A 25,857-nucleotide genomic window follows, 5' to 3' on the forward strand; every position below is an offset into this window, starting at 1 on the left:
GCGCCAGGATCACTGTCAAGTCTCCCGACGGACAGCGACCCAGGAAGTTATGACGAATGACACCCCGAGGCCTACATGCCCCGCTGCACAGCCCGCCCCAGGCGGCCGGCCAGGTGCTGAGGCGTGCCGCCATTGCTGACATGCAGATAGCCCATGCGCCGCAGCTGGCGCAGCGCCTGCTCGGCGCGGGTGCCGCTGGAGCAATAGAGAACGATGGGCAGGGACGGGTCGGGCACCAGGTGGACGATGTCTTCCATCAGGCGGGGCAGCGGCAGGCAGCGCGCGCCCTCCACATGGCCGGACATGAATTCGGAATAGGAGCGCACGTCCAGCAGCAGGGCCTCGGGAGGCAGCCCGGCCGGTGCGGCCTCATGGTCGTGCATGGGAAGTTCCGGCGGGGCTTGAAAGCCTTCGGCGGGCAGCAGGGTCGAGTTCCAGAGCATGGCGGCGCTCCTCGGCAAGAATCTGGGGGCTCCCTGGGAACTGGTTCTACTCCCAATCGCATCGCCACGCCAGCGTCACAAAGGCCAGCAATGAAGCTTTACCACTGCCACTCGGCCCGCTCGTTCCGCCCCTTGTGGGCGCTGGAAGAGCTGGGCCTGCCCTGCGAGCTGCGCATGCTGCCGTTTCCGCCGCGCGTGCTGCGCAAGCCCTACCTGGAGGAGAACCCGCTGGGTACCGTGCCCTGGCTGGTGGACGGTGAGATCCATATGAGCGAATCGGCGGCGATCTGCCAGTACCTGGCGGCCCGGCATTCACCCGGCCAGCTGGACGTGGCCGTGGGCGAGCCCGACTTCGGCGCCTACCTGAACTACCTGCACTTCGGCGAAGCCACCCTGACCTTTCCGCAGACCCTGCTGCTGCGCTATGGCCGCTTCGAGCCCGTGGAGCGCCGCCAGCCCCAGGTGGTCGAGGACTACCGGCGCTGGTTCCTGTCGCGGCTGCGCACGCTGGACGCGCGCCTGGCCGAACGCGAATGGCTGTGCGCCGGCCGCTTCACCGCGGCCGACATCTCGGTCGGCTATGCCCTGCTGCTGGCATCGCATCTGCAGCTGGACCGCGAGTTCACACCCGCCGTGGCGGCCTACTGGCAGAGGCTGCAGCAGCGGCCGGCCTACCAGGCCTCGCTGCGCCGGCAGGATGAGGCCGCACGCAGCCAGCAGATTTCGCCGGTGCCCGCGCCGGACCTGACACCCTGAGATGCCTTCAGCGCGGCAAGGCCAGACGGAAGCGACGCTTGTCGCAGCCCTGCGCGCCGCAGGCTTCGTAGAAGGCGATCGCGCCCTGGTTCCAGGGCGGGGTCTGCCATTGGAGCTCGCGGCAACCCTGCTGGCTGGCAAAGGCCTGGACGCAGTCGAGCAGGCGCTGCCCCAGGCCCTGCCGGCGCGCTGCCGGCCTGAGGTACAGGCAGTCGAGATGCGCGAAGCGGTAGGCCCCCAGCGTCGCGAAGTCCAGCGTGACGCTGGCATAGCCCAGGGCCTCGCCCGAACCGGTCAGGACCAGCCAGGCATTCAGGCGGCCGGAGGCCAGCGCCTCGGCCAGGCGGCTGGCCAACCCGGGGTCGGCGGGCCAGTTCGCCAGTCGCTCGTAGGCCGCATGCTCGGCGCAGAGGGCTGCCAGCACCGGCGCATCCGCCGGGCCGGCAGCCCGCAGCCCGGCCTCTCCTCGCCCATATTTCATCGCCGGCTCGGCCATCCGACCCGCGCTCAGCAGCCGCAGACGATGGCCGGCGCGTTCGGGTCCAGGCTGCCCGGCGCCTCGCCGGTCGCCACCGGCTGGCCGTCGCGGCGCCAGAAGTCCAGGCCGCCCAGCATTTCCTTGACCCGCAAGCCCAGCCGCGCCAGCTTGTAAGCCCCCTGGGTCGAGCCGTTGCAACCGATGCCGTCGCAGTAGCAGACATAGGTCTTGCTGCTGTCCAGCCGCGCCACGCTCTCGGCCGTCATCGTGCGGTGGGGGAAGCTGATCGCGCCGGGCACATGGCCGGCTGAATAGAGCTCGGGCGAGCGGGTGTCGATCACGACGATGCCGGTCACGCCTGCACGCAGGTCCTCGGCCACGTCCCAGGCATCGGTGTGATAGGCCAGCTTGGCGGCCATGAAGGCGGCACTGTCCTGCGGCTCGGGGGCCGGGTGGGCCAGCACCAGCGAGATCGGGGCGGCAACGGTTGCGACGGTAGACATGCAGGGCTCCTCGGTTGGAAGGCCTTCAGTGTTCCATCGATTGGACTTAGCATTGATACCAATGTCACCCTATGGATAAGACCAATGTCCGCTCGCCCCGGCCTCTGGATGCAGCTGCTGGACCAGGCCATGGAACCTGGCCTCGGCCGCCGTGAACAGCTGGTGGCGGCGCTACGCCACGGCATCCGCAGTGGCGCGCTGCGGCGCGGCGACCGCTTGCCGGCCAGCCGGCAGCTGGCTGAGGACCTCGGGCTTTCGCGCGTCACCGTCGAGGCAGCCTATGGTCGTCTGGAGACCGAGGGCTATCTGCGGCGCGAGGTCGGCCGCGGCAGTTTCGTGGCGATCGACACCGGCCGTGCACTGCCTGATGTGCGGTCCGCAAGAACAATGGTTGCGGCGGCACCCGTCCTGTCCACGCGTGGCCAGCGGATTGCCGATGGCGGCGGCTGCATCGATCCGGCCCGGCCGCTGCCCTTTGCCGCCGGCAGTCCCGAGCTGCGGGCCTTCCCGCTGGCCCTGTGGCGCCAGTTGCTGAACCGCAGACTCAGGCGCCAGCCAGGACTGCTGGGCTACGGCGATCCGCAAGGCCTGCCCGAACTGCGCGAGACCATTGCAGCCTATCTGAACACCTCGCGCGGCCTGCGCTGCCGACCCGAGCAGGTGCTGGTCCTGAGCAGCTCCCAGCAGGCGCTGCAGCTGGCGGCCCTGATGCTGCTGGATGCGGACGACTGCGTCTGGATGGAGGAACCCGGCTACCGCGGCGCGGTCACTGCCTTCGAAGCGGCCGGCGCCCGGCTGCAGCCTGTGCCGCTGGACCGCGAGGGCCTGCGTCCCGATCCGGCCCTGCCGTCGCCACGGCTGGTCTACCTGACACCTTCGCACCAGTACCCTTGCGGCATGGCCCTGAGCCTGCCGCGCCGCCTGGCCCTGCTGGAGATGGCCCGGCGCGAGCAGGCCTGGATCATCGAGGACGACTACGACAGCGAATTCCACTACGACGGCCGGCCGATGCCGGCGCTGCAAGGCCTGGACGAGCACGGCCGGGTGCTCTACGTCGGCACGTTCTCGAAGGTGCTGTTCCCGTCGCTGCGCCTGGCCTACCTGGTGCTGCCCGAAGCCCTGGTTGCGCCCTTCGTCACCGCCCGCACCACCCAGGACGGCCACGCGGCCCAACTGCCCCAGGCCGTGGCGGCCGACTTCCTGCGTCAAGGCCATTTCGCCGCCCATCTGCGGCTGATGCGCAGGCTCTATCAGCAGCGCCGCGACTGCCTGCTGCAGGCCTTGCAGCCAATCCGCGCCTGGCTGGAGCCACAGCCCGGCCCGGGTGGACTGCAGCTGGCGGCCCTGCTGCCCCGGGGCGAGGAGGCCCGCTTCACGCGCGCCGCAGCCGCCCTCGGCCTGCTGACGCCGGGCCTGTCGGCGCTCTACCAGGGCCCGCTGCGGCAGGACGGCTGGCTGCTGGGCTACTCCGCCCTGACGCCGGACGAGATCGCCGTCGCCTGCCACAGCCTTGGGCAGCTGAAGATCACGTCCCGCAGGTGACGGCTCGTCTCCGCGGCGACTGCGAGGCCTGCCAGAGCGCCGCAGACTCGATCCCCACAGGAGGTATCGACCATGGAGCAGCTGTTTTCTCTGCAGGGCCGCGTGGCCCTGGTCACCGGCGGTTCGCGCGGCATAGGCCGCATGATCGCGGCCGGCTTTCTGCGCCAGGGCGCTAAGGTCTACATCTCGGCGCGCAAGGCCGAGGCCTGCAGGGCGGCTGCCGAGGAGCTTTCATCGCTGGGCCCCTGCGTGGCCCTGCCGGCCGATGTTTCCGCGGTGGCCGGCGCCCAGGCCTTGGCGCAGGAACTCGCCCGCCTGGAGGAGCGACTGGACATCCTGGTCAACAACGCCGGCGCCGCCTGGGGCGCGCCCTTCGACGAATTCCCCGAACAGGGTTGGGACAAGGTGGTGGACCTCAATCTGAAGGCGCCCTTCTTCCTCACCCAGGCCCTGCATGGCCTGCTGCAGAAGGCCGCCGAACATCATCCGGCCAAGGTGATCCAGATCGCCTCGATCGACGGCCTCTCGGTCAATCCGCTGGAGACCTATTCCTATGCCGCCAGCAAGGCCGGCCTGATCCACCTGACCCGGCGCATGGCCTTGCGCCTGATCGAGAACAACATCGTGGTCAATGCAATAGCGCCCGGCGCCTTCGCTTCGGAGATGAACCGCGCGGCCCGCGACCACGAGGCCGAGGTGGCAGCCCGCATCCCGGCCGGCCGCATAGGCTGCGAGGACGACATGGCCGGCGCCGCCATCTACCTGGCCTCGCGGGCCGGCGACTATGTGGTGGGCACCACGCTGGTGGTCGATGGCGGGGTGACGCACGCGCGCGGCTAGCCTATGCTCCGGCCCCTCAGCTGTACGGAGACAACTGCATGCCGACGCTAGATCCGCGCATTGACGCCTACATCGAGGGCGCCCCCGAATTCGCACAGCCGCTGCTGCGCCACTGGCGGGCCCAGGTCCATGCGGCCTGCCCGGAGGTCGAGGAGACCATGAAGTGGAGCCGGCCGCATTTCATGTACGGGGGCAAGATCCTCACCGGCATGTCTGCATTCAAGGCCCATTGCGGCTTCGGTTTCTGGAACGACCAGGCGGTGGACGAGTCCGACCGCAAGGACGGCGCCATGGGCCAGCTGGGCCGGGTCAGCACCCTGAAGGATCTGCCCAACCAGCGCGAGCTGCGGGTCATGATCAAGCGCGCCGCCGAGCTGATCGCGAGCGGCGCCAAGCCGCCCCGCATGGCGCAGCGAAGCGCCGAGCGCAAGCCGCCACCGGAGATTCCCTCCGACCTGGCCGCCGCGCTCAAGGCCAACGCCGCCGCCAGGCAGGTATTCGAGGGCTTCCCGCCCGGTGCCCAGCGCGAGTACGTGGAATGGATCATCGAGGCCAAGAAGGAAGAGACCCGGCTCAAGCGCCTGGTCCAGGCGGTCGAATGGATCGCCGAGGGCAAGCGGCGCAACTGGAAATACGAGAACTGCTGAAGCAGTGCGCCCCCCAGCCCGGCCCCTTGTATCGGGGCCGGTCCTTCGGCAGCCACAGGCCCCTTCCGGGCCCTGTGTGCGGCCTCAGCCAAGTAGGTTGAGCAGGCTGGCGTAGAGCAGCTCCGGCGCCACCGGCTTGGGCAGGAAGTCGTCCATGCCGGCGGCCAGGCAGGCCTCGCGGTCGGACGAAAAGGCATTGCCGGTCAGGGCCACGATGGGCGTCAGCGCATGGACCGTGTCGCGGCGTATCGCCCGGCAGGCGTCCAGGCCGTTCATCTCCGGCATCTCCATGTCCATCAGGATGGCGTCATAGCGCTGCACGCGGGCCCGGCGCAAAGCCTGGGCGCCGTCCCCCACCATGTCCACCTCCAGGCCCGCGGCCTGCAGCAGCGACCACACGACCATCTGGTTGACCGGGTCGTCCTCGGCCAGCAGCACGCGGCGGCCGGCATGGCGCTCGCGCAGCAGCTGCTCGGCCTCGCTGGGCGCCAGCAGAGGCGCCTCCTGGGCCAGCAAAGCCTTGGCCGCCGGCATCTCGCCGAGCTGCAGCTGCACAGTGAACCAGAAAAGGCTGCCTGCACCCACCGCGCTCTGAGCCCCTGCATCGCCGCCCATCTTGCGGGCCAGGTGGCGGGTGATCGCCAGGCCCAGGCCGGTGCCGCCGTAGCGCCTTGCATTGCCGGCGTCAGCCTGCTCGAAAGGCGTGAACAAGCGCCCCATGGCTTCGGCGCTGATGCCTATGCCACTGTCGCGCACCTCAAAGCGCAGCAACAGGTTCTGCCCGGTTCGCTCCAGCACTCGCGCCGCCACCCAGACCGCGCCCTGCTCGGTGAACTTGACCGCGTTGGACAGCAGGTTCAGCAGCATCTGCATCAGCCGCGTCGGGTCGCCGTGCAGGCGCAGCGGCAGGTCGCCCAGGTCCACCTGCAGCTCCAGGCCCTTGGAGGCCGCGGCATCGGCCACCTGGGCCACGCTGCGCGAGACCAGGGCGGCGCTGTCGAAGTCCACGCCCTCCAGGTCCAGCCGGCCGGACTCGATGCGCGACATGTCCAGCACGTCGTTGATGATCTGCAGCAGATGCTGGGCCGAACCGTCTATGTCGCGCAGGCGCCGGGCCGCGAGCTCGTCCTGCGCATCGCGGCGCAGCAGGTGGGTCAGGCCCAGGATGGCATTCATCGGCGTGCGGATCTCGTGGCTCATATGGGCCAGGAAGGCGCTCTTGGCGCGGCTGGCGGCCTCGGCCTTGTCGCGCGCCACCAGCAGCTCGCCATTGATGTCCTTCAGGGCCAGCTCGGCCCGCTTGCGGACGCTGATGTCCAGGGCCAGCACGACGAAGCCGCGTACCCGGCCGTCCTGCACATCGGGCAGGTACTGGATCCATTGCCAGTCGGGCGAACGGCCGCGCACCTCGGCCTCGAAGGACTGCATCTCGCCACGCAGCGCGGCGTTCACGTTGGGCTCGATCTGGGCCCAGTCCTCGGGGGCGAACAGCTCGCCCATGCGTCGGCCCAGCACCTGATCAGGACTCAGGTCGAACCACTCGTGATAGCCGCGGTTGGCGAAGCGGCAGCGCAGCTGGCGGTCCCAGTAGGCGATGCGTCCGGGAATGTGGTCGGCGATCAGCCGCGCGACCAGTTCGCTGCGGGCCTGCGCGCGACGCGCCTGCACCAGCCCGTGCTGGTAGCAGCGCTGGCGCCGGCTGACGACGCTGCTGCCTCTGGCGACGCTGCGACGCGCCGACGCCCTCGTATCCGGATGCTGCTCTGCAGACATGGCCACTGCTCCCCTTCACCATCGGCGGACTTGACCTCAGCGGGCCCTCGATCCGGCAACAGCAAGGGAAATCCTGCCCGCGATTCGGCGCGGCTGCAAGCCCGTATCTTGAGGATGCTCAAGCAATCCATACCGCGAAGAAGGCGCGGAGCTTGTTCCAGGCGCTTACACGTTCGTCCGACAGCACATCCAGGAAGTCAGAGAGGCGCTTGGACTTGGCCATGGTGTAGACGGTCAGCGCCACGGTGACCAGCAGGGTGAGCATGAAGATCCAGAAGCGGCGCGACAGCGGCGCCTCGGCCTCGGCCAGCAAGTTCATGCCCAGGAAGCCGGTGGTAATCGTGCCCACCAGACCGAAGATGGTCACCACGGTCAGGCGCACCACGGTGTTGGCCTGGCGCCTCAGATTGTCGGCTTCGAGGTAGGAGGCCATGTCGCTGATGCGGCTCTTGACCTCGGCATACAGGGTTTCGGTCTCCAGATGCCGCTGACATAACGCGAACAGCGCCCGTGCCTGGGCCTGCTCGGCCAGGGCGTGAAACCAGTAGCGGTGGGTGAAGCGCAGAAAGCCCTCGAAGGCAGCCCGGATCGCCCGCTTGAAGCGGCGCACGCTGTCCGCATCCTGAACATTCAGCCGGCGCAGCGCCTCGACCAGGCGGTCCGAGAACATCAGCAGCGTGGCTTTCTGGAAATGGGCGATCAGGAAGATCAGGAAATGCTGGTGGCGGAACTGGGCCAGCACGCCGCGGTCGCGGCAGCAGAAGAATTCGGCGTCGCTGCGGCCTATGACGATCAGGGCATGGCCGCAACCTATGTAGCGGGTATCGGGTGCCGCGCCGCCGGACTGCCAGAAGCGGTCGTAGCAATAGCGCTGCTCGAAGTCGGCGAGCATCGCATCGCCGAAGGGCAGTTGCTCGGTCGCGCCGGCGCCGGTGACCAGGCCCAGACGCACGAAGTCGGCGCGGCTCAGTGCACGCGGATCGTCCAGCGCCAGCCAGGCCATCATCGGCATGCGGTAGTAGTCGATCTGGCGGTAGCGCAAGAGGCCGGCTTCGGTCGAAGCATCGGGCACCAGCGGGCGCAGCAGGAAGTCCCAGTGGGCGGCGATGCGCGGCGCCCGCTGCTCATGCACATGGGCGATGAAGCGCTCGCGCTCGCCGCTGTCCGAACTGGCCAGCACCCGGCCCTGGTCATCGAGCCAGGCGGCCTCGACCAGGGTGTGCAAGGGCTGGCCGGCCGCATCCCAGCCCGAGGGGTAGGCACGGCCCAGCCGGTAGAGCAGGTCCTGCGCTTCCGCCAGGGCCAGCTCGTCGCCGGCCAGCTCCACGTTGAGCAGCACCACGTCCACGTCGAAGAAGAAGTAGAGGTCGATGTGGATGACCTTGAGCGTGAGCGGCTCGGCTTCCGGGCGCGTCCGCGCGCGCAGCATGGCCACGTCATGGCGGCGGAACACCTTCATGCCGGCTTCGGCCGGTGCATCACCACGGGCCTGGGCCGCGGCCTGACCCTCGCCGTAGAGAAAGCGCTGGACGAAAGGCAGGAAGGTGACGAACTCCTGGTAATGCCTTTCGTGGAAGCTGGCCGAATCTCCGGTGTATTCATCGACCACCGGCGCCCAGGGCCCCGGCTGCTTCGCCAGCAGCTCCCAGGGTCGGCGCGGCGCCGCGTCCTCGCCGGGTAGCGGCATCAGGCGAAGCGGCCAGAGCAGGACCTGGTGCAGGCGCCGCACCACAGGACTGGCACGCTGGGTTTCGCTCATCGGGTCTCCTGTTCCGCCTTGTGTCGTCGTCAGAAGCGCAGCCTGGCCTCGACCGACCAGCTGCGGCCCGCCAGCGGCAGGTCATTGGGCAGCGTGCCTCCGGGCAGGGTGGGCTCCCGGGCGTCGGCGTCGAAGGCATTGCGCAGCAGCGCGGCGATCTCCCAGCCGGAACCCGCCATGGTGCGCCGCAGGCTGAGGTCCACCGTGGTGTAGTCGGGCACTGGTGCGCGGGCATCGCCGCTCGCGCGCTTGCGATCTGCCACGCGATTGAGCTGGGTGCCCAGCTGCCACTCGCCCGAAGCCCGCCAGTCAACGCGGGCGTAGTGGTGCTGGTGCGGCGCATAGCCGGCGTCCAGCCCGGTGGCCCGGTCGGTCGTGCGCTGGAAGGCCAGGTGCCCGGACACGCGCAGCTGGCGCAGCGCATCCCATTGCATCTCCAGCTCGCCGCCGCGGCCGCGCAACCGGCCGACGTTGCGATAGGTCGCGCCGGTGGCCGGCGGCGGATTCGCGACGACGCGGATGATCTCGCTGGCATCCAGCCGGTACAGGCTCAGGTTCAGCTGCAACTCGGCGACCGGCGCCCAGGCGAGCGCCAACTCGCTGGTCTTCATGCGCTCGGGCTTGATGTCCGGGTTGCCGGTGCTGACCGGGTTGATCGTGAACTGCTCGCTGAAGCCCGGCGCGCGGAAGGCCCGGCCATGCATCAGCTTGGCCGTCACGTTGTAGGCCGCCTCCCAGACCAGGGCCAGGCGCGGATTGGTCGTGCCGCCGAAGTCCGAGTAGCGGTCATGGCGCAGGCCGGCGGTCAGGCTCCAGTCGGGCGCCAGGCTCCACTCGTCCTGCGCATAGAGGTAGTTGCTGGTGCGTCGCGCCGGCAGGATGTGCGGCTGGATGGGGTTGTAGTCGATCACCGGCCCGGTCGGCACCGGCACGCCGGTCGGCGACACGATGAAGTTCTTGCGGGTCTCGGCGCGATAGAGGTCGGTGTCGTCGTGGCCCAGGCCTATGCGCAGGCTGTGGCCGGCCAGGCCGCTGTAGATCGCATGCGTATCGAAACGCCAGACGCGCTCCCAGCGCGCCGGCCCGCCGATCATGCCGTTCGGAAAGAGGTTGGCGCCTATGCGCGTGCCCGCCGGGAACAGCGTCAGGCCGCGCGGCGTCACGAACTGATAGCGGCTCATCGCCACCGTGGCACCGGCCACCCAGTCCTGCGCGAACTGCGCGTCGGTCCAGCTCAGATCGGCCATCAGGCGGTCCATGTCGATGTGGCTGTCCGGATCGAGCGCCGAGTTGACGCCGGCGCCGGTGCCGAGGTTGTGACGCATGAACTTGTTGGCTCGCAGCCTCCACTTTTCCCAGCCCAGCTCAAGGCCGGCGTCGAGCGCATCGTGGCCGGCATTGATAGGCCCGGGGGCACGGCTCGCGTGGGTGCCGAACAGGTTGTCGAGCCGCGTCGCTGCATCGGCTTCTATGGTCTTGCCGTGGCCGTCGGTCTTGCCGACACGCAGGTAGGCACTGAGCGCCGCCGGCCCGAGGCTGCCGGCATGCTGCAACCACAGGTCGCCTGCCTTGAAGGCGCCGACGCGCGCGCCGAGCTCCGTGCCCTTGAGCGCGGCCGGCCCCTTGGTGACGATGTTGATCACGCCGGCGAAGGCGTCGGCCCCGTAGAGCGCCGAGCCGGGCCCGCGTATCACCTCGATGCGCGCCACGTTCTCGAGCGGAAATCCGCCCCATTCATTGCCCTTGTCGCCGGCATAGGCCGTCTTCATCGGCTGCCCGTTCAACAGGACCAGCACCTGCACATTGAGCGGCTGGCTCAGCATGCCGCGGATGCCATACAGGGGCACGTTGAGGATGGGCCCGTAGCTGACATGCAGGCCGGGCACGCTCGCCAGCGCCTGGTCGAGGTCGGTCGCGCCCATGGCCGCGATGTCCTGGGCCGTGATGACGGTCGCCACGGCCGGCGCACGTTTCAGGGACTGGCGGCTGCCGGTCGCGATGCTGACCATGTGCTTGTCACCGAATGCCAGGGCAATGTCCTCCTCAGGCACCGGACCGGCCAGTGCAAGAGGCAATAGAAGATTGCCTCCGCACAGGGCCAGCCAGACATTCTTCATGTGCTGCTCCTTGCCCGGCGCGGCCAGGCCAAGTCAGGCCAGTCTATGCTCAGTCGGCGGCCTGCGGCAGAGGCAGGGGCGACACGCGCTCCACGCGGTTGCGCCCCCCATGCTTGGCCTGGTAGAGCGCCTTGTCGGCCTGGGTGTAGACCCGGCCCGCGTCCAGGTTGCTGTCCGAGGCCGCGACGACCAGGCCGGCCGACACCGTCATCGAGAACTCGCGCCCGTCGGGCAGCTTGATCTGCAGCGCCGCCACGCTCTGGCGCACCTGCTCCAGCAGGCGCAGCGCGCCGGGTTCATCAGTGGTCGGCAGCAGCAGGCCGAACTCCTCGCCGCCCAGGCGGCCCAGCACGTCGGAGGCGCGCAGGCGCTGGCGCACCTCGCGGGCGAACAGTTGCAGGGCCAGGTCGCCGGCCTGGTGGCCGTAGCGGTCGTTGATCTGCTTGAAATGGTCCAGGTCGAGCATCGCAAACGCCACCGGCGAGCCCTCGCGGCGGCCGCGCTCCAGCGTGTGGGCCAGCAGCGCGTCGGTGCTGCTGCGGTTGAGGCAGCCTGTCAGTCCGTCGTGGCTGGCCAGCGACTCCATGCGCGCCGCGGCCCGCTCGAAGCTGGCCAGCACGAAGCCGAAGCCCGTGCCCATCAGAGCCAGGAAGGAGCAAAGAAAGGTCAGGCCCTGGCCCAGGCTCGCTTGCATCAGGTCGGTGTACTGCTCAGGCACCTGCAGCGCATGCCAGCCGCGCAGGCAAAGCGCGGTAGCCGCCAGCGCCAATGTCAGGCCCACGGCCCGCAGCGTGGCCTCGCGGCGCCAGCCATGGCGCATCACCACATAGATGCCCGGGCTGAGCAGCAGCGCATAGGCGACCGACAGCCAGGCCGTGCGCCAGGCCAGCGTGCTGTCCAGCAGCAGGCCGGTCAGGCTGGAGCTGAGCATCCAGGCGATCCAGAACGGCGCCACCGGCCAGCCGCACTCCACAAAACGCTGCAGCGCCCGCACATAGAGCAGCAGGCCGGCGAAGATGAAGCTGTTGCCTACCAATACCGAGATCCACAGCGGCAGCACCACCCGCGCGCCCAGCATGGCAAAGCCAAGCACGAAGGCCCAGTTGCCCCAGGCCCAGAGGCCCAGTTCCGGCTGGCGCAGCGCGCCCCTTCGAGCCACCAGCAACTGCAGGCCCAGCAGCAGATAGCCGCCGAGCAAGGCCAACAGCAGGGTGGGGATGTGCAAGCTCATCGCCGCCCAGTTTAGGGATCGCCCGCGGCCGCGGCTGCGGGACTTTCCCGCTGACCGGGGCGGCGCAAAGGACTATCGTGTGCGGCTGCCAACAGAAGTCCTCCTCCGTCCCGTGCAATCCCTCGCCCTGTGCCTGCTCAATCCCCTGGCGGCCGGCGGCCGTGCTGCCGCCCTGGCCGCGCCGCTGCGCGAAGCCCTGCCCAAGGTGCCGCTGTTCCTGCCGACCGACGTGGCCAGCGCCCGTGCACGCCTGCTGGCCCTGCCGCCGCGCAGCCGGGTCATCGTGGCCGGCGGCGATGGCACGGTCCATCAGCTGCTGCCGGCCCTGGTCGAACGAGAGCTGGAACTGGCCCTGCTGCCCGGCGGCACCGGCAATGACCTGGCCCGCGCCCTGGGCCTGCATGGCCTGAGCTTCGAGACCGCACTCGAGAAGGCGCGCCACGGCCTGGCCGGCAGCATGGACCTGGGTTGCGTCGAGGTCGAGGGCCGCGAACACCACTTCATGTCCAGCCTGGCCCTGGGCTTCGACGCCGCCGTCGGCGCCCGCGCGCTGGCCGCGCCGACCTGGCTGCGCGGCATGCCGCGCTACCTCTGGGCCACGCTGGCCGAAATCGGCTCGCTGCGCCGCTATCCGCTCAAGCTGTCCAGCGGGGGCCAGGTCTTGCATGAAGGCGAGATGCTGTTCGCCTCCTGCCTCAATACATCCAGCTATGCCAGCGGCATGCCGGTGGCGCCGGGAGCGCAGATCGACGACGGCCACCTGGACCTGGTCTGCGTGGGCCGCTACGGCCGGCTCGGCGCCCTGGCCGCGATGCCGGCCCTGCTGGCCGGCCAGCACCTGCGCCTGCCGGGCATCTTCATGCGGCGCATCAGCAGCCTGCAGATCAACAGCCCCGAGCCACTGCCCCTGGCTCTGGATGGCGAGCCGATTCCGGCGGCGCGCTCGCTGACGGTCCAGGCCCGGCCGCTGGCGCTGCGGGTGGTGCGCGGCGGCTGATAGGCTTGGCGTCGACATCGCCACCTGGAATACCGCCATGCGCCTACCCTGCCTTGCCCTCCTGCTTTGCTGCTCGCTCCCCGCCTTGGCCGAGGGCGAGCGCATAGGCGCGGTCGATACCGTCTTCAAGCTGATAGGACCGGACCACAAGATCGTGGTCGAGGCCTATGACGACCCCGCGGTCGAGGGCGTGACCTGCTATGTCTCGCGGGCCAAGACCGGCGGCGTCAAGGGCGCGCTGGGCCTGGCCGAGGACAAGGCCGAGGCCTCGATCGCCTGCCGCCAGGTCGGGCCGGTGCGCATCGCCAAGCCGCTGCCGAAGCAGGACGAGGTGTTCAACGAGCGCATCTCGCTGGTGTTCAAGAAGCTGCGCATAGTCCGCATGGTCGATGCCAAGCGCAACACCCTGGTCTACCTGACCTATTCGGACCGGCTGATCGAGGGCTCGCCTCAGAACAGCGTGACCGCGGTGCCGGTGGACCGGGCCACGCCCATTCCGCTCAAGTGACAAGCACCAGGTGGGCCGGGCTGGGCGCGGCCACCTGCCCGGCAAAACGCAGGCCGCCGTCCTCGGCCTGGCGCTCGAACAGGCTCACTTGCTGGCTGCGCTGGTTGCAGACGAACAGCCAGCGGCCCTGCGCATCCAGCGTACAGGAGCGCGGATAGCTGCCGCGCACCCAGGCCTCGCCCTGCCATTGCGGCCGGCCGTCGGAGGCCAACGCGAAGATGCTGATCGCATCATGCAGCCGGTTCAGGCTGTAAAGGTGGCGGCCATCGGGCGAGACCACCAGGTCCGAGGCATAGCTGAGCCCCACATGGCCGGCCGGCAGCGCGCTCAGCTCCGCTTGCACACGCAGCTTGCCGCTGCCGGCGTCGAAGGCCAGCCACAGCAAGGTGTTGGATTTTTCGTTGAGCAGGTAGAGCTGCTCGGGCAGGCGCGGATGGAAGGCGAAATGCCGCGGCCCGCTGCCGGCGCGCAGGGCCAGCGAGCGGCCCGGCGCCAGGCGGCCGTCCTGCCAGCGCCAGGCGCTCAGGCGGTCCTGGCCGAGGTCGGTCGCGAGCACCCAGCGGCCGCTGGGGTCGGGTCTTGCCATGTGGGCATGGGGCTTGGCACCGTCCGGCGCCGGCACACGCTGCACCGGCGCGCCGAGGCTGCCGTCCGGCTGCACAGCCAGCAGCGCCAGCTCGCCGCTGCCGTAGTGCGAGACGATGGCATGGCCCTGGTGCAGGCTCAGGTGGACAGGCCCTGCCCCGCCCGAGGCGACCTGGGCCAGCGGCGTCAAGGCGCCACTGGCTGAATCCATCGAATAGCTGCCGATCGAGCCGCTGGCCCGGCCCTCGAAATCCGCATGCTCGTTGACCGCGTAGAGCCGCTGTCCGTCGCCCGAGAGCTGCAGCCAGCTGGGGCTGTGGCGATTGGGCTGGACCGGTCCGGCCGACCAGGCTCCGTCGGCCTTCTGCTCCAGGCTCAGCAAGCCTTTGGACTCGGGTGCATAGCCGCCGAGATAGGCCCGGCGAACCGCACTTGTGGCGCCGGCTTCGCCGAGCGGCAGGACCAGGGCCGAGGCTTGCAGCAGGTGGCGGCGAGACAGCATGTCGTCGGAATCCTCGTCCATGGTCTTGTTCTGCTTCGCTCAGCAGTGCAGGGGGCCGAGCGGCTCGACGCCGAACAGCGCCGTGGCCCGCTGGTAGAAGGCGACACGGCTGGCCTGCTGGCGCCAGCCCTGCGAGCCCTCGCCCTTGTCGCACTCCAGCACGCCGTTGATAGCGCGCGTGGTCGCGCCGAAGCCGGCGCCGGCCTGCAGGGCCGCATGGGCGCTGCGGTCCGAGGGGCCGGTCTGGTTCATCCAGTACCAGAGCGCCGTGCGCCAGGCCACGCGCGAATCGCGGGCCACCAGGTCGGGGTCGGACCACAGGTCCAGGCCCAGGGCGCGGCCGGCGGCCAGGTACTGGTAATTCCAGCTCAGCTGGATGGGGCCCCGGCCGTAGTACTGCTGACCGGGTGCGCAGTCCTCACCGGGGCCGCGGCGGCAGTAGTGGTCCCAGGCCGCGCGGTTGTATTCGCGCTGGGCGCGCAGCTGGTCGGACTCATGGGCGATCTGGGCCAGGAAAGCGGCCATCTCCTGGCGCCGCTGCTGCGGGTTGCCGCGCGAGGCAAAGCCCGGCGTGGCCTGCACCGCGGCGACGAAGCCGGCATGGTCGTAGAAGGCAATGCGCTGCGGAAACAGCTGGGCGAACTCGGCCTCGCTCGGCAGGAAGGGCGCGTCATCAGACGGCTGGCTGGCACAGGCAGCTAGAACAAGAGCGGTCAGGCAGCAGGCAAGGCGGCGCATGGGCAGGCAATCAGCGGTGGGCGCAACTCTAGCCGCTGAATGCGCTGCCCGGTTTCAGCCGGGTTTCATCCTGCTGTCCGCCTCAGTTCAGCACCCAGACCAGGGCCGAACGGGCCGGCACCGTGAACTTGCCGCTGGCCACATCGAAGCGGGCTTCGGCGGCGATGCGCTTGTCCGCCGCGCTGCTCGCCAGATGCACGGGATGCAGCTGATAGGCCTTGCCCTTGAGTGCGTCCACCGTCAGCGGCTGGGCCTGCTTGTCGGCATTGACCAGGTAGACGATTTCCTTGAAGCCGGCGCCGGAGTAGCCATTGCCATCGATGCGCGCCGCCAGCACGGTAGGCAGTTGCGAAGCGCCGGTGTTGAGGAAGCTCAGCCGCGCCTTGATGTCGTCGGCGGTGCGCAGCCGGAACAGCGTGGAGCTGGCACGCAGCTTCAGGAGGTCGCGGAAGGCGTCGCGGGTCCAGGCGATCTCGGTGGCCGTGGGCTTGATGGCGGCGTTCGCCAACAGCGGCTTCATCACGGCCCAGCTGTCCTGGTTGTCGCCCTTGAGCGGCAGGCCCGCGCCGAAGTTGTTGTCGGCATAGCTCCAGTCCAGCCGGTTGAACCAGTCGCCCGAGTCGTAGCTGTTGCGGTCCAGCGATTTGCTGCGCAGCGTGTCGACCCCGGCATGGAAGTAGGCCACGCCCTGCGAGAACATCGTCAGCGCCGCGCCCAGCATCTGCACCCGCGCCCGGTCCTCGCGCGAGGTGGCCAGCGGCAGCTTGTAGGCGTTGTTGTCGAACAGCGTCTGGTTGTCGTGGTTCTCCACGTAGTTCACCACCTCGGACGGGTCGGTGACGAAGCCGGCGCTGTTCATCTGCTCCAGCGTGAGGTTGGCGTCCCAATGCGTCTTCATGGCGAAGCTGCGGATCGAACCGGCCAGGCCGGCCTTGATCAGGTCGCCCTGCCACATCAGGTCGGTCTTGCTCTTGCCCGCTCCTTGCGCATTCGGGTCGTACCAGAGGCCGTTGATCCAGCCCTGGTTGGCGATCAGCGCATTGCCGCTGTCGAAGGGGCTGCCGCCGCGCACGGCGTCGCGGATGAAGGGGTTGAAGCTGCCTATGCCCGAGCCGTTGAGGCTCCACATGCTGGCCTGCACGAAGCGGGCGCCGCCGGCCACCTCGCCGAAGTCCCAGCCCTCGCCCAGCAGCTGCACGGTACGGCCGGCCGCGGCCGCCACCTTCGTCTTGAGCTGCTCCATCACCGAGCGCGGCTGGTGGCCCATGATGTCGAAGCGGAAGCTGCTGACGTGGTAGTCGCGGGCCCAGACGATGGCCGAGTCCACCATCAGCTTGCCCATCATCAGGTTCTCGGTCGCCGTGTTGTCGCAGCAGGTCGAGGTCTCGAGGGCGCCGGCTGCGTTGTAGCGGTGGTAGTAGCCGGGCACGATGCGGTCCAGCACCGATCTTGGTTGCTGGCCCGAGGCGGTCGTGTGGTTGTAGACCACGTCCATGCCCACGCGCAGGCCGGCGGCATTCAGGGCCTGCACCATCTGGCGGAACTCGAGGATGCGCTTGCCCCCGTCGCTGGCATCGCTGGCGTAGCTGCCTTCGGGCGCCGTGTAGTGGTAGGGGTCGTAGCCCCAGTTGAAGCAGTCGCCGCCGGCCGATGCGCTGACCGTGGCCTGCTGAGTTTCGGCATCGGCCGCGCCGCTGGGGCTCGGCGTGGTGCAGCCGGTCTCGGGCACGCTGGCCAGGTCGAAGGTCGGCAGCAGATGCACGTCGGTCATGCCGGCGTCGGCCAGGGCCTTCAGGTGCTTCATGCCGTTGCTGCTGCTTTCGGTGAAGGCCAGGTACTTGCCACGGTTGGCGCTGCTCACGGTCGCGTCATTGGCCGAGAAGTCGCGCACATGGAGCTCGTAGATCGTCATGTCCGGGCCGGCCGCCACCTTGGCCGGCGGCGTGCTCTGGTCCCAGCCCGCAGGCTTCAGCGCCGCCGAATCCAGGTTGGCGATGTAGCTGCGGCGCGAGTTGTCCGTGAGGCTCAGCGAATAGGGGTCGGTCACCAGGTTGCGTACCTGGCCCGTGCCCCGCACGAAGGCCTCGACCGCGAACTTGTAGTACTTGCCCGAGAGGTCACCGGCCTTGGTCACGCTCCAGACGCCGGTGGCCGGGTCCATGGCCAGCTTGTCCACCGTGGCTGCATCGGCCGTGCCGCTGTTGTAGGTGAAGACCAGCACAGCCTGCGCCGTGGGCGCCCACAGCTTGAAGCTGGTGGCGCCATTGGCGATGCGCACGCCCAGGTCGGTGACATTGGCTGCCGCCGCATAGAGGTCGTCCAGCGCGCCGGCCAACTGGGCCGTGGTCGCGTTCTGCACATTGCCGTTCGCATCCTCCTGCACCAGCACCAGTTGCTTCTTCAGCAGGTCCGGCAGCTGGGCCTGGTCGGCCGCCTTGATGGACAGCACCACGCCCGGCGCGACGTACTTGAAGCGCTCGGCCAGCGCCACCGGCACGCTGCCGCTGAAGCGGTCCAGCGTGATCGAGCCGTCGGCGCCGCTGACCTTGCCGTCCTTGGGCGCCACCACCTGGCCGGTCGTCGAGTGGTAGAGCTTGACCGTGCCGCCGGCATCGACCCGCGGCCACTGGATCAGCTGCTTGCTGAGCCAGTAGGCCCGCGCATCGGTGGTCGAGACCGAGCGGGTGTCCGGCGCGGCCAGGTAGACCGTGGCGTCCTGCTGCACCAGCCAGACCTCGGCCACCTGGTTCTTGATCGTGAGGCCGCCGAAGTCGATACGGATGTTGTCGGCGCGGCCGTCCTTGTCGTTCTCGTTCGGCGCCTGGCCGTGGATGATGAATTCCAGCGTCTTGCGGCTGGCATCGGCCTTGGGATTGAGCACGGGAATGTCGAACACGAGCTCGGCCGTGCCCGCCTGGTAGCCCGGCATCTTGGAGAAGGCGACGGCCGCGTTCCACTGCTCTATCGCTACGCCGCTGATGCGAGCCGAATCCAGGCCGCTGCCGTTCCACAGGTGCAGGCCCCAGGCCGCGTAGTTGGCATCGAAGCGCTTGTAGTGCACGCGTACCGTCGTCAGGTCCGGCGCGGCCGCGCCCAGCGGATTGCTGGTGTAGGTGGCGCCATCGCCCTGGATGCGCCAGATCTCGTTCTTGCCGGCCTTGAGCGTGTATTTCTGGTCGGCGCCGCCATGGTCCTTGTCGTCGCCCTTGTGGAACAGGTAGCCGACCTCGCCAGTGGCGGCCGCCAAAGGCACTTCGTAGATGGCGCCATAGCTGTCGCTGCCGCTGGCGTTGTGGCCCAGTCCCCAGCCCGGATCCTTGGCCGCGCCCCAGCTGTGCACTTGCCAGCCGCTGTAGTCGCCGACCGTGCGACGGTAGTGGATGGTCAGGCTGGTCGGCGTCTCGCCGCCTCCCGATCCGCCGCCCCCGGCCGGATTGACGGCCTGGGCCTGCATCAGGGTCTGGAAGCCGTCACCATTGCCTTGGACCAGCAAGGGATCGACCGGCGCCGGCGTGACCGGCGTACTGCCACCGCCAGACGTGCCTCCACCTCCTCCGCCGCCACAGGCCGCAAGGCATAGGCCGGTCGCCAGGTACAGGGCCAGACGACGGGCGCGCGAGCTGAATTCGCGCAGGCTGGGGAGGTCGAGCATGGGTGTCTCCAGATCTCTGTCTTGCTTTGGGCGCAATGCTATTGGAGTAAAACTACAGCTCAAAGAACGGAGTTACCCGCGGATTTTCAGGAAACCTGCTGGTAACTTCCCAGACATCGGTAGGTGAACTACAGGTTCACATGGGGCCACAATGGCCCACATGAAGCCCGCCGCCCCGTTCTTCGCTCCGCTGGCCTGTGCCGATGCGGAGGCCGCCCTGACCCAGGTCCAGCGCATCTACGACGCCGGTGTCCAGCACCTGACCCAGGCACTCAAGGACTTCGTCGCCGGCCGCGATCCCGGGCCGGTGCGGGCCTGCTATCCCTATGTGAGATTGCGTGTGGCCAGCGCCCAGCGCGCCGACGCCCGGCTGGCCTGGGGCTTCGTCGCCGGCCCCGGTGTCTACGAGACCACGCTGACCGAGCCGCGGCTGTTCGCCAACTACCTGCGCCAGCAGTTCCAGCTGCTGCTGGCCAACCATGGCGGCGAGATTGAGGTTGGCAGCAGCCACGAGCCCATCCCGCTGCACTTCGCACTGGGCGAGGAGGCGCATATCGAGGGCGAGCTGAGCCCGGCCCAGCGCCAGCGAATGCGCGAGATCTTCGACCTGCCCGACCTGGCCAAGATGGACGACGCCATCGCCAACGGCACGCATGAGACTGCACCGGGCGAGGCCGAGCCGCTGTCGCTGTTCACCGCGCCGCGCATCGACTACTCGCTGCAGCGGATGCGCCACTACAGCGGCACCTCGCCGGCGCATTTCCAGAACTTCGTGCTGTTCACCAACTACCAGTTCTACATAGACGAGTTCATCCGCATGGGCCATGGGCTGATGGCCACGCCGCCCGACCCGGCAAGACCTGACCCGCTGGACGACTGCATCGCCTTCGTCGAACCCGGCAACGTCATCACGCGCCGCGCCGGGTTGCCGCCCGAGGCGGCCGATGCGCTGGGCAAGGCGCCGCCGCGGCTGCCGCAGATGCCGGCGTATCACCTGGTGCGGCAGGACAGCAGCGGCATCACCATGGTCAACATAGGCGTGGGACCGGCCAACGCCAAGACCATGACCGACCACATCGCCGTGCTCAGGCCCCATGCCTGGCTGATGCTGGGCCATTGCGCCGGCCTGCGCACGAGCCAGCAGCTGGGCGACTACGTGCTGGCCCACGGCTATGTGCGCGAGGACCATGTGCTGGACGAGGAGCTGCCGCTGTGGGTGCCGATCCCGCCGCTGGCCGAGATCCAGGTGGCACTGGAGCAGGCGGTGGCCGAGGTGACCCAGCTCTCGGGCTTCGATCTCAAGCGCGTGCTGCGCACCGGCACCGTGGCCTCGACCGACAACCGCAACTGGGAACTGCTGCCCAGCCACCGCGATGGCGGCCCCGAGCGCCGCTTCAGCCAGAGCCGCGCCATTGCGCTCGACATGGAGAGCGCCACCATCGCCGCCAACGGCTTCCGCTTCCGCGTGCCCTACGGCACCCTGCTCTGCGTCAGCGACAAGCCGCTGCATGGCGAGATCAAGCTGCCCGGCATGGCCAACCATTTCTATCGCGAGCGGGTGGACCAGCACCTGCGCATAGGCCTGCGCACCGTGGAACTGCTGCGCACCGCCTCCCTGAGCCGGCTGCACAGCCGCAAGCTGAGGAGCTTTGCGGAAGTGGCGTTCCAGTAGCCAAGACAACGAGGCCAGCCACCGGTTCCGGTGGCTTTCAATCAACGGGTGAAGCGATCCACCCCCCCCCCCGGCCTGGGGCTTCCCACCCTCCCCAATAAATCAAACAATTCAACCAATACGAGCAATTAATGCGATTGCGCCTGCGCTGCCAGGCCGGTTCGCGCGCACGCGGCCCGAGGGATTTGTTGGCATCTGGAGGAGTTGATGGATAGCGCAGGATTCAAGTCTCAAACGGCGGCGAATGGCCGCAAGTACCCACTCGCCTACGCCAACCTGGTGGTCGGCCTGTTCTTCCTCCAGCTGTTCGTCATCGCGCTGCGGCTGACCCTCGAGCATGGCGAGCTGGATTCGCTGTCCGTCTTCTCCGCCATCAACAGCGGCTCCCTGGCCTTGTGGCTGCGAACCATGGCCCGGCGGCGAGACCTGGCGTCGACGACGCTGCAAGGCAGCCCCGCCGGGATCAGCATGGTCACGCTTCACGCGGGCAGTTGGGCCCAGGCCTCGCGGTCCCTGAAGCTGGAGGCGTGGCGGCCGTTCCAGTATTCGTGGCGCAGCGGACTGAGCACGCTGCTGCTGGGGTTCGGGCTGACGATAGGCCTGATCACGCTGATCGAGACCCTGGCTGCCTGGGCCCACTTCCAACTGCCGCCGTGGCTGGCGCTTTCGTTTGATCCGGCTGGCATCCTCGCGGTCTTGGCGCTCGCACCGGTGCTCGAGACATTTCTCTTCGCCTGGATCGTCCACCTCGCCTCTCGCGCCTTCAGCAAGTCCTCAAGCGCCGCCTGCGTTGCGGGTCTGTTCTTCGGCGGGCTGCATTGGTTCAACGGCTGGCAATATGCCGTCGCCGTCGTCCCCGGCTTCGCGGTCGATGGCTTCGCTTTCCTCCAGCTGAGGTCGGCCGGACACTCGCTGAAGCGTCGGCTGCTTTATCTGATGGCCATCCACGCGGCGCACAACGGCCTGGCCCTGCTGTTCGTCGCGGCCGGCCTGCGCGGCTGAAGTCCGCTGACCGGTATCAACACCTGCCCCCCGAGGGCAGGCCCCATGGCCGCGCTACCCGTTTTGCACCCACAATCGCCGCAACCTCAGCCTGCCGGTTGCCCGCGACCATGCAATTCGACGTCAACACCCTTTTCAGCCTGCTGCTGATCCAGGCCCTGATGCTGGCCATCATGTTGCCGGCGCTGATGGGCTGGCGGGCGGTCAGCCAGGCAGCCAAGGTGGTGCAGGCCGCAGCGGTGCTGCAGTCGTTGGGCTGGATGGGCATCGTGCTGGCCGGGCAATGGCCGGGGCGCTGGGCCTATGGCGGCGCACTCCTGTGCCTCAGCGCCGGCTTCAGCGCGCTGTGGTGGGCCCTGCAGACCTGGGTCGGCCAGCGGCCGGGACGCTGGCTGATGATGGGGCTGCCGGTGCTGATGCCGGCGGTCTATGTGATCGCCTATGACTACCCGGGCTTCCGCATGCTGTGGGCCAACGGCCTGCTGGCCGTTCAGCTGGGCCTGATCTGCCTGGCCCTGGCCTGGCCGGCCAAGCACCTGGAACGCTCCAGCCGGCGCTGGCGCACCTTGTTGTTACTGGCCCTGCTGGCCGTAGGCGCGCTGACCGCCTGGCGCGCCGTGCTGGGCCTGCAGTCGCCCGATGTGGAACTGCAGTTGCACAGCAGCCATCCGCTCAACATCAGCGCCGCCATCCTCAGCCACGTGGCCCTGCTGGCCTGCGCCATGTCGGTGCTGGTGGCCTGGCGGGCCGAGACCGAGTCCACGCTCAAGCGCCTGACCCATACCGATGCCCAGACCGGCCTGTGCAACCGCCGCTCGTTCACCGCCCGCTCGGTGGACATGATCTCCATGGCCCGCCGCCACAACGAGCCGCTGGCCGCGATGAAGCTGGACCTCGACAACTTCAAGGCGGTCAACGTCGAGCATGGCGAGGAAGCCGGCGACAAGGCCATCGCCCTGTTCGGCGCCTGCCTGATTCAGGAGATGCGCCTGGGCGACCTGGGGGCCCGGGTCGGCGGCCAGGAGTTCGCCGTCGTCATGGCGCGCTGCGACGCCCAGGGCCCGCAGGCGCTGGACCAACGCATGCGCAAGGCCCTGGCCGAGCGCGCGCCCAAGGAGCTGGGTTTTGCCCTGTCCTTCAGCGCCGGCTGGGCCAAGCTACGCCCCGGCGACCGCAGCATCGAGGACCTGATGCCGCGTGCGGCTGCCGCCCTCTATGCGGCCAAGGAAGCCGGCAAGGGCCGGCTGTGTGCGGAGCCCGGCCTGGAGGAGTAAAGGCTGGCATGGGGTTTGCACGGGGTTCCCTATCGACAAGAGGGAGTCTCGATGCAGTACCCGCAACAACTCCAGCTCAGGCCGACCCCGCGTGACCGCGCGCAGGCCGTGCTGCACAAGCTGAATTCCGGTGACACCCACTGGATCCCCGCCCTCGCCGAGCTGCTGGTAGACAACGTCCACCAGGGCGCCTGCCTGGGCTTTCTGGCGCCGCTGTCGCGCTTCGCCGCCCAGGACTACTGGCACCAGGTGCTGGCCCGCCTGGGCCCGCACCACCAGCTCTGGATCGCCTGCGACGGCGAACGCCTACAAGGCAGCGTCCAGCTCTCGCTGTGCCCGCGGGCCAATGCCCACCACCGGGGCGAGGTCCAGCAGCTGATGGTCCACAGCCGCGCCCGCGGCATGGGCTGGGCCGGCCGGTTGATGGCCCGGGTGGAATGCGCCGCACTGGCCCAGGGCCGCACATTGCTGGTGCTGGATGCACCGGCCGGCACCCAGGCCGAGGCGGTCTACCTGCACCTGGACTGGCAGCGGGCCGGCGAGATTCCCGGCCACAGCGCCTGCGCCGACGGCGTTCTGCTCGCCTCGGCGATGTACTACAAGCGCCTGCAGTTGCCGAGCTGAGCATGATGGACCGCGAACCCACCCTGCTGCGCCTGGACTCCGCCCAGGCCGGCCGCGCCTGGCTGCCCCAGCTCTGCGATCTGCTGCTGGACGAGGTCTCGCATGGCGCCTCGATTGGCTTTCTCGCGCCGCTGTCGGCCGGCGAGGCCCTGGACTACTGGGAGGAGGTGCTGGCCCGGCTCGGCAGCGAGCACCGGCTCTGGCTGCTGCTGGACGGCCCGCGGCTGCTGGGCTCGGTGCAGCTGAGCCTGTGCGAGCGGGCCAACGGCCGCCACCGGGCCGAGGTGCAGAAGCTCTTCGTCACCCGCCGCGCCCGCGGCCAGGGCCATGCCCGGCGGCTGATGCAGGCGCTGGAACTGGAAGCCCGGGCCGCCGCCCGGACCCTGCTGGTGCTGGACACCGAGGCCGGCTCGCTGGCCGAGACCGTCTACCGCCGCCTGGGCTGGCGCCATGCCGGCGAGATTCCGGCCTTTGCCGCAAGCCCTGATGGCGAGCTACGCGCCACTGCGCTCTACTTCAAGCTGCTGAAGCACAAGCCTCAGCAAGCTGAAGGAACGACGAGCAGTGAACAGCAGCAACAATCCATGGCCCACGCATGAGGTCGCCAACCAGGTCGACGAGCTGAGCGGCTACAACCTCTTTGCCAGCGACCCGGCCCTGCAGGAGGGCCTGCAACGCAGCGGCGCCGATTGGGCCGCCGCACAGTTCCACGGCTATGGCGAAACCCTGGGCAGCGCCGAGACCTATGCGCTAGCCGATGCCGCCAACCGCCACGCGCCCGAGCTGCACAGCTTCGACGCCCGCGGCCGGCGCATAGACCGGGTCGAGTTCCACCCCGCCTGGGACCAGCTGCTGGCGATGTACCGCGGCCAGGGCCTGGTCGGCCTGGCCTTCGAACCCGAGGCCCGGCCCGGCCGCTGGGCCGCCTTTGCTGCAGGCTTCTACCTGCATGGCCAGGCCGAGGCCGGCACGCTGTGCCCGGCCACCATGACCCAGGCCGCGATCCCGGTGCTGGCGCGCGACCCGCAACTCGCGGCCCTGCTGCCCCAGCTGCGCTCGCCTATGCACGACCCGCGCGACCTGCCCATAGCCCAGAAGAACAGCCTCTGGATAGGCATGGGCATGACCGAAAAGCAGGGCGGCTCCGACGTGCGCGCCAACAGCACGGTGGCCACGCCTCTTGGTGGTGCCGGTGGCCGCGAATACAGCCTGCGCGGCCACAAGTGGTTCTTCTCGGTACCCATGAGCGACGCCCACCTGGTCACCGCCCAGACCGAGGCCGGCGTGTCCTGCTTCTTCGTGCCGCGCTGGCGGCCGGACGGCAGCAAGAACCCGGTCCAGGTCCAGCGGCTCAAGGACAAGATCGGCAACCGCAGCAACAGCAGCAGCGAGGTCGAGTTCCTCGGCGCCTGGGGCCAGCTGGTGGGCGAGGAAGGCCGCGGCATCCCGACCATCATCGAGATGGCCGGCTACACCCGGCTCAACTGCGTGATCGGCAGCGCGGCCCTGATGCGCCAGGCCCTGGTCCAGGCCCTGCACTACAGCCGCCGCCGCGAGGCTTTCGGCCGCCGCCTGGCCGAGCAGCCGCTGATGCGCAGCGTGCTGGCCGACCTGGCGCTGGAGAGCGAGGCGGCCTTGCAGCTGTCGCTGCGCCTGGCACAGGGATTCGAGAACGGCGAGCGTGCCTGGCAGCGCATCCTGGCGCCGGCCGCCAAGCTCTGGGTCTGCAAGCGCGCGGTGGAGTTCTGCGGCGAGGCCATCGAGGTCTTTGGCGGCAATGGCTATGTCGATAACGGCGTGATGGCGCGCTTGTACCGCGAAGCCCCGGTCAATTCGATCTGGGAGGGTTCGGGCAATGTGATGGCCCTGGACCTCTTGCGCGCCTTCGCCCGCGAACCGCAGGAGCTGCTGGCCCTGCTGGACCAATGGCAGTCCGAGGCCGAGCCGCTGCTGCAGGGCGAGATCGAAGCCTTGCGCCGCCAGCTCACCGGCGACCCAACGCCGCTGGAAGCCCAGGCCCGCTGGCTGGGCCAGCGCCTGGTGCTGCTGGCCCAGGCCATGCTGATGCGCAAGCATGCGCCGGCCTTCATGGCCGACGCCTTCATCGCCACGCGCTTCGCCAGCCGCGACGGTGGCCGCATCTACGGCGCCCTGGACCTGCGGGCCTTCGACGTGGCGGCCATCCTGGAGCGGGCCTTCCCGCAGTAACAAGCC

The 25,857-nt window shown here is 69.1% G+C and carries 22 protein-coding genes; 12 read left to right on the top strand and 10 right to left on the bottom strand.

Annotation, left to right across the window (positions count from 1 at the left end):
* Window positions 1–71: 71 nt before the first annotated feature.
* Entirely contained in the window at window positions 72–443 is a 372-nt protein-coding gene (locus QT382_RS17780; protein ID WP_289255420.1) for a rhodanese-like domain-containing protein, read from the bottom strand.
* Window positions 444–533: 90 nt separating this feature from the next.
* On the opposite strand from QT382_RS17780, the gene QT382_RS17785 reads away from it, so the two are divergent.
* Window positions 534–1,199 carry a glutathione S-transferase family protein gene (locus QT382_RS17785; RefSeq protein WP_289255421.1) on the top strand — a complete coding sequence of 222 codons (666 nt, stop codon included), beginning with the start codon at window positions 534–536 and terminating at the stop codon, window positions 1,197–1,199.
* A 7-nt stretch (window positions 1,200–1,206) separates the two neighbouring features.
* On the opposite strand, the gene QT382_RS17790 is transcribed toward QT382_RS17785, so the two are convergent.
* Together QT382_RS17790 and QT382_RS17795 are read right to left on the bottom strand one after the other, a co-directional pair.
* Window positions 1,207–1,680: a GNAT family N-acetyltransferase gene (locus tag QT382_RS17790; protein ID WP_289255422.1), complete on the bottom strand. Its 474-nt coding sequence runs from the start codon at window positions 1,678–1,680 to the stop codon at window positions 1,207–1,209.
* 26 nt (window positions 1,681–1,706) lie between these two features.
* Complete coding sequence (locus tag QT382_RS17795; RefSeq protein ID WP_289255423.1) at window positions 1,707–2,180, bottom strand: rhodanese-like domain-containing protein; 474 nt, start codon at window positions 2,178–2,180, stop codon at window positions 1,707–1,709.
* Between the two features lie 84 nt (window positions 2,181–2,264).
* On the opposite strand from QT382_RS17795, the gene pdxR reads away from it, so the two are divergent.
* From pdxR to QT382_RS17810, 3 genes are all read left to right on the top strand, one after another.
* On the top strand, window positions 2,265–3,722 hold the full coding sequence (gene pdxR / locus QT382_RS17800; protein WP_289255424.1) for a MocR-like pyridoxine biosynthesis transcription factor PdxR: 1,458 nt from the start codon (window positions 2,265–2,267) through the stop codon (window positions 3,720–3,722).
* A gap of 72 nt (window positions 3,723–3,794) precedes the next feature.
* On the top strand, window positions 3,795–4,562 hold the full coding sequence (locus tag QT382_RS17805; RefSeq protein ID WP_289255425.1) for an SDR family oxidoreductase: 768 nt from the start codon (window positions 3,795–3,797) through the stop codon (window positions 4,560–4,562).
* A gap of 38 nt (window positions 4,563–4,600) precedes the next feature.
* Window positions 4,601–5,209 carry a YdeI/OmpD-associated family protein gene (locus QT382_RS17810; RefSeq protein WP_289255426.1) on the top strand — a complete coding sequence of 203 codons (609 nt, stop codon included), beginning with the start codon at window positions 4,601–4,603 and terminating at the stop codon, window positions 5,207–5,209.
* Between the two features lie 84 nt (window positions 5,210–5,293).
* On the opposite strand, the gene QT382_RS17815 is transcribed toward QT382_RS17810, so the two are convergent.
* The 4 genes from QT382_RS17815 to QT382_RS17830 form a co-directional block, all read right to left on the bottom strand.
* Window positions 5,294–6,982 carry a PAS domain-containing hybrid sensor histidine kinase/response regulator gene (locus tag QT382_RS17815; RefSeq protein ID WP_289255427.1) on the bottom strand — a complete coding sequence of 563 codons (1,689 nt, stop codon included), beginning with the start codon at window positions 6,980–6,982 and terminating at the stop codon, window positions 5,294–5,296.
* A gap of 118 nt (window positions 6,983–7,100) precedes the next feature.
* Entirely contained in the window at window positions 7,101–8,741 is a 1,641-nt protein-coding gene (locus QT382_RS17820) for a magnesium transporter CorA family protein (RefSeq protein ID WP_289255428.1), read from the bottom strand.
* 29 nt (window positions 8,742–8,770) lie between these two features.
* Entirely contained in the window at window positions 8,771–10,858 is a 2,088-nt protein-coding gene (locus QT382_RS17825) for a TonB-dependent receptor plug domain-containing protein (RefSeq protein WP_289255429.1), read from the bottom strand.
* 49 nt (window positions 10,859–10,907) lie between these two features.
* Window positions 10,908–12,089, bottom strand: a complete 1,182-nt coding sequence (locus QT382_RS17830; RefSeq protein ID WP_289255430.1) for a GGDEF domain-containing protein — start codon at window positions 12,087–12,089, stop codon at window positions 10,908–10,910.
* Window positions 12,090–12,201: 112 nt separating this feature from the next.
* On the opposite strand from QT382_RS17830, the gene QT382_RS17835 reads away from it, so the two are divergent.
* Window positions 12,202–13,086 (top strand): diacylglycerol/lipid kinase family protein, encoded by an 885-nt coding sequence (locus QT382_RS17835; RefSeq protein ID WP_289255431.1) that lies wholly within the window; start codon window positions 12,202–12,204, stop codon window positions 13,084–13,086.
* Window positions 13,087–13,123: 37 nt separating this feature from the next.
* The gene (locus QT382_RS17840; RefSeq protein ID WP_289255432.1) at window positions 13,124–13,594 is read left to right on the top strand and encodes a CreA family protein; all 471 of its coding nucleotides are present in this window, start codon (window positions 13,124–13,126) and stop codon (window positions 13,592–13,594) included.
* On the opposite strand, the gene QT382_RS17845 is transcribed toward QT382_RS17840, so the two are convergent.
* The 3 genes from QT382_RS17845 to QT382_RS17855 all read right to left on the bottom strand — a co-directional run bounded on the left by QT382_RS17845 (window position 13,587) and on the right by QT382_RS17855 (window position 19,071).
* Entirely contained in the window at window positions 13,587–14,702 is a 1,116-nt protein-coding gene (locus tag QT382_RS17845) for a lactonase family protein (protein ID WP_289255433.1), read from the bottom strand. The genes QT382_RS17840 and QT382_RS17845 overlap by 8 nt on opposite strands.
* Window positions 14,703–14,720: 18 nt before the next feature.
* Window positions 14,721–15,419 (bottom strand): chitinase, encoded by a 699-nt coding sequence (locus tag QT382_RS17850; RefSeq protein ID WP_289255434.1) that lies wholly within the window; start codon window positions 15,417–15,419, stop codon window positions 14,721–14,723.
* Between the two features lie 82 nt (window positions 15,420–15,501).
* Complete coding sequence (locus tag QT382_RS17855; RefSeq protein ID WP_289255435.1) at window positions 15,502–19,071, bottom strand: alpha-1,6-glucosidase domain-containing protein; 3,570 nt, start codon at window positions 19,069–19,071, stop codon at window positions 15,502–15,504.
* Window positions 19,072–19,231: 160 nt separating this feature from the next.
* Here QT382_RS17855 and QT382_RS17860 point away from each other — a divergent pair, with 160 nt between their 5' ends.
* From QT382_RS17860 to QT382_RS17885, 6 genes are all read left to right on the top strand, one after another.
* Complete coding sequence (locus QT382_RS17860; protein ID WP_289255436.1) at window positions 19,232–20,743, top strand: AMP nucleosidase; 1,512 nt, start codon at window positions 19,232–19,234, stop codon at window positions 20,741–20,743.
* A 207-nt stretch (window positions 20,744–20,950) separates the two neighbouring features.
* Window positions 20,951–21,745, top strand: coding sequence for a CPBP family intramembrane glutamic endopeptidase (locus QT382_RS17865; protein WP_289255437.1), 795 nt, complete (start codon window positions 20,951–20,953; stop codon window positions 21,743–21,745).
* Window positions 21,746–21,855: 110 nt separating this feature from the next.
* Window positions 21,856–23,019, top strand: a complete 1,164-nt coding sequence (locus QT382_RS17870; RefSeq protein WP_289255438.1) for a GGDEF domain-containing protein — start codon at window positions 21,856–21,858, stop codon at window positions 23,017–23,019.
* Window positions 23,020–23,070: 51 nt separating this feature from the next.
* Window positions 23,071–23,643: a GNAT family N-acetyltransferase gene (locus tag QT382_RS17875; RefSeq protein WP_289255439.1), complete on the top strand. Its 573-nt coding sequence runs from the start codon at window positions 23,071–23,073 to the stop codon at window positions 23,641–23,643.
* A 5-nt stretch (window positions 23,644–23,648) separates the two neighbouring features.
* The gene (locus QT382_RS17880) at window positions 23,649–24,242 is read left to right on the top strand and encodes a GNAT family N-acetyltransferase (RefSeq protein WP_289255440.1); all 594 of its coding nucleotides are present in this window, start codon (window positions 23,649–23,651) and stop codon (window positions 24,240–24,242) included.
* The gene (locus QT382_RS17885; protein WP_289255441.1) at window positions 24,208–25,851 is read left to right on the top strand and encodes an acyl-CoA dehydrogenase family protein; all 1,644 of its coding nucleotides are present in this window, start codon (window positions 24,208–24,210) and stop codon (window positions 25,849–25,851) included. The genes QT382_RS17880 and QT382_RS17885 overlap by 35 nt, the downstream gene beginning before the upstream one ends.
* Window positions 25,852–25,857 lie beyond the last annotated feature (6 nt).

It is taken from the genome of Pelomonas sp. SE-A7, assembly GCF_030345705.1.
Classification (GTDB): Bacteria; Pseudomonadota; Gammaproteobacteria; order Burkholderiales; family Burkholderiaceae_C; genus JAUASW01.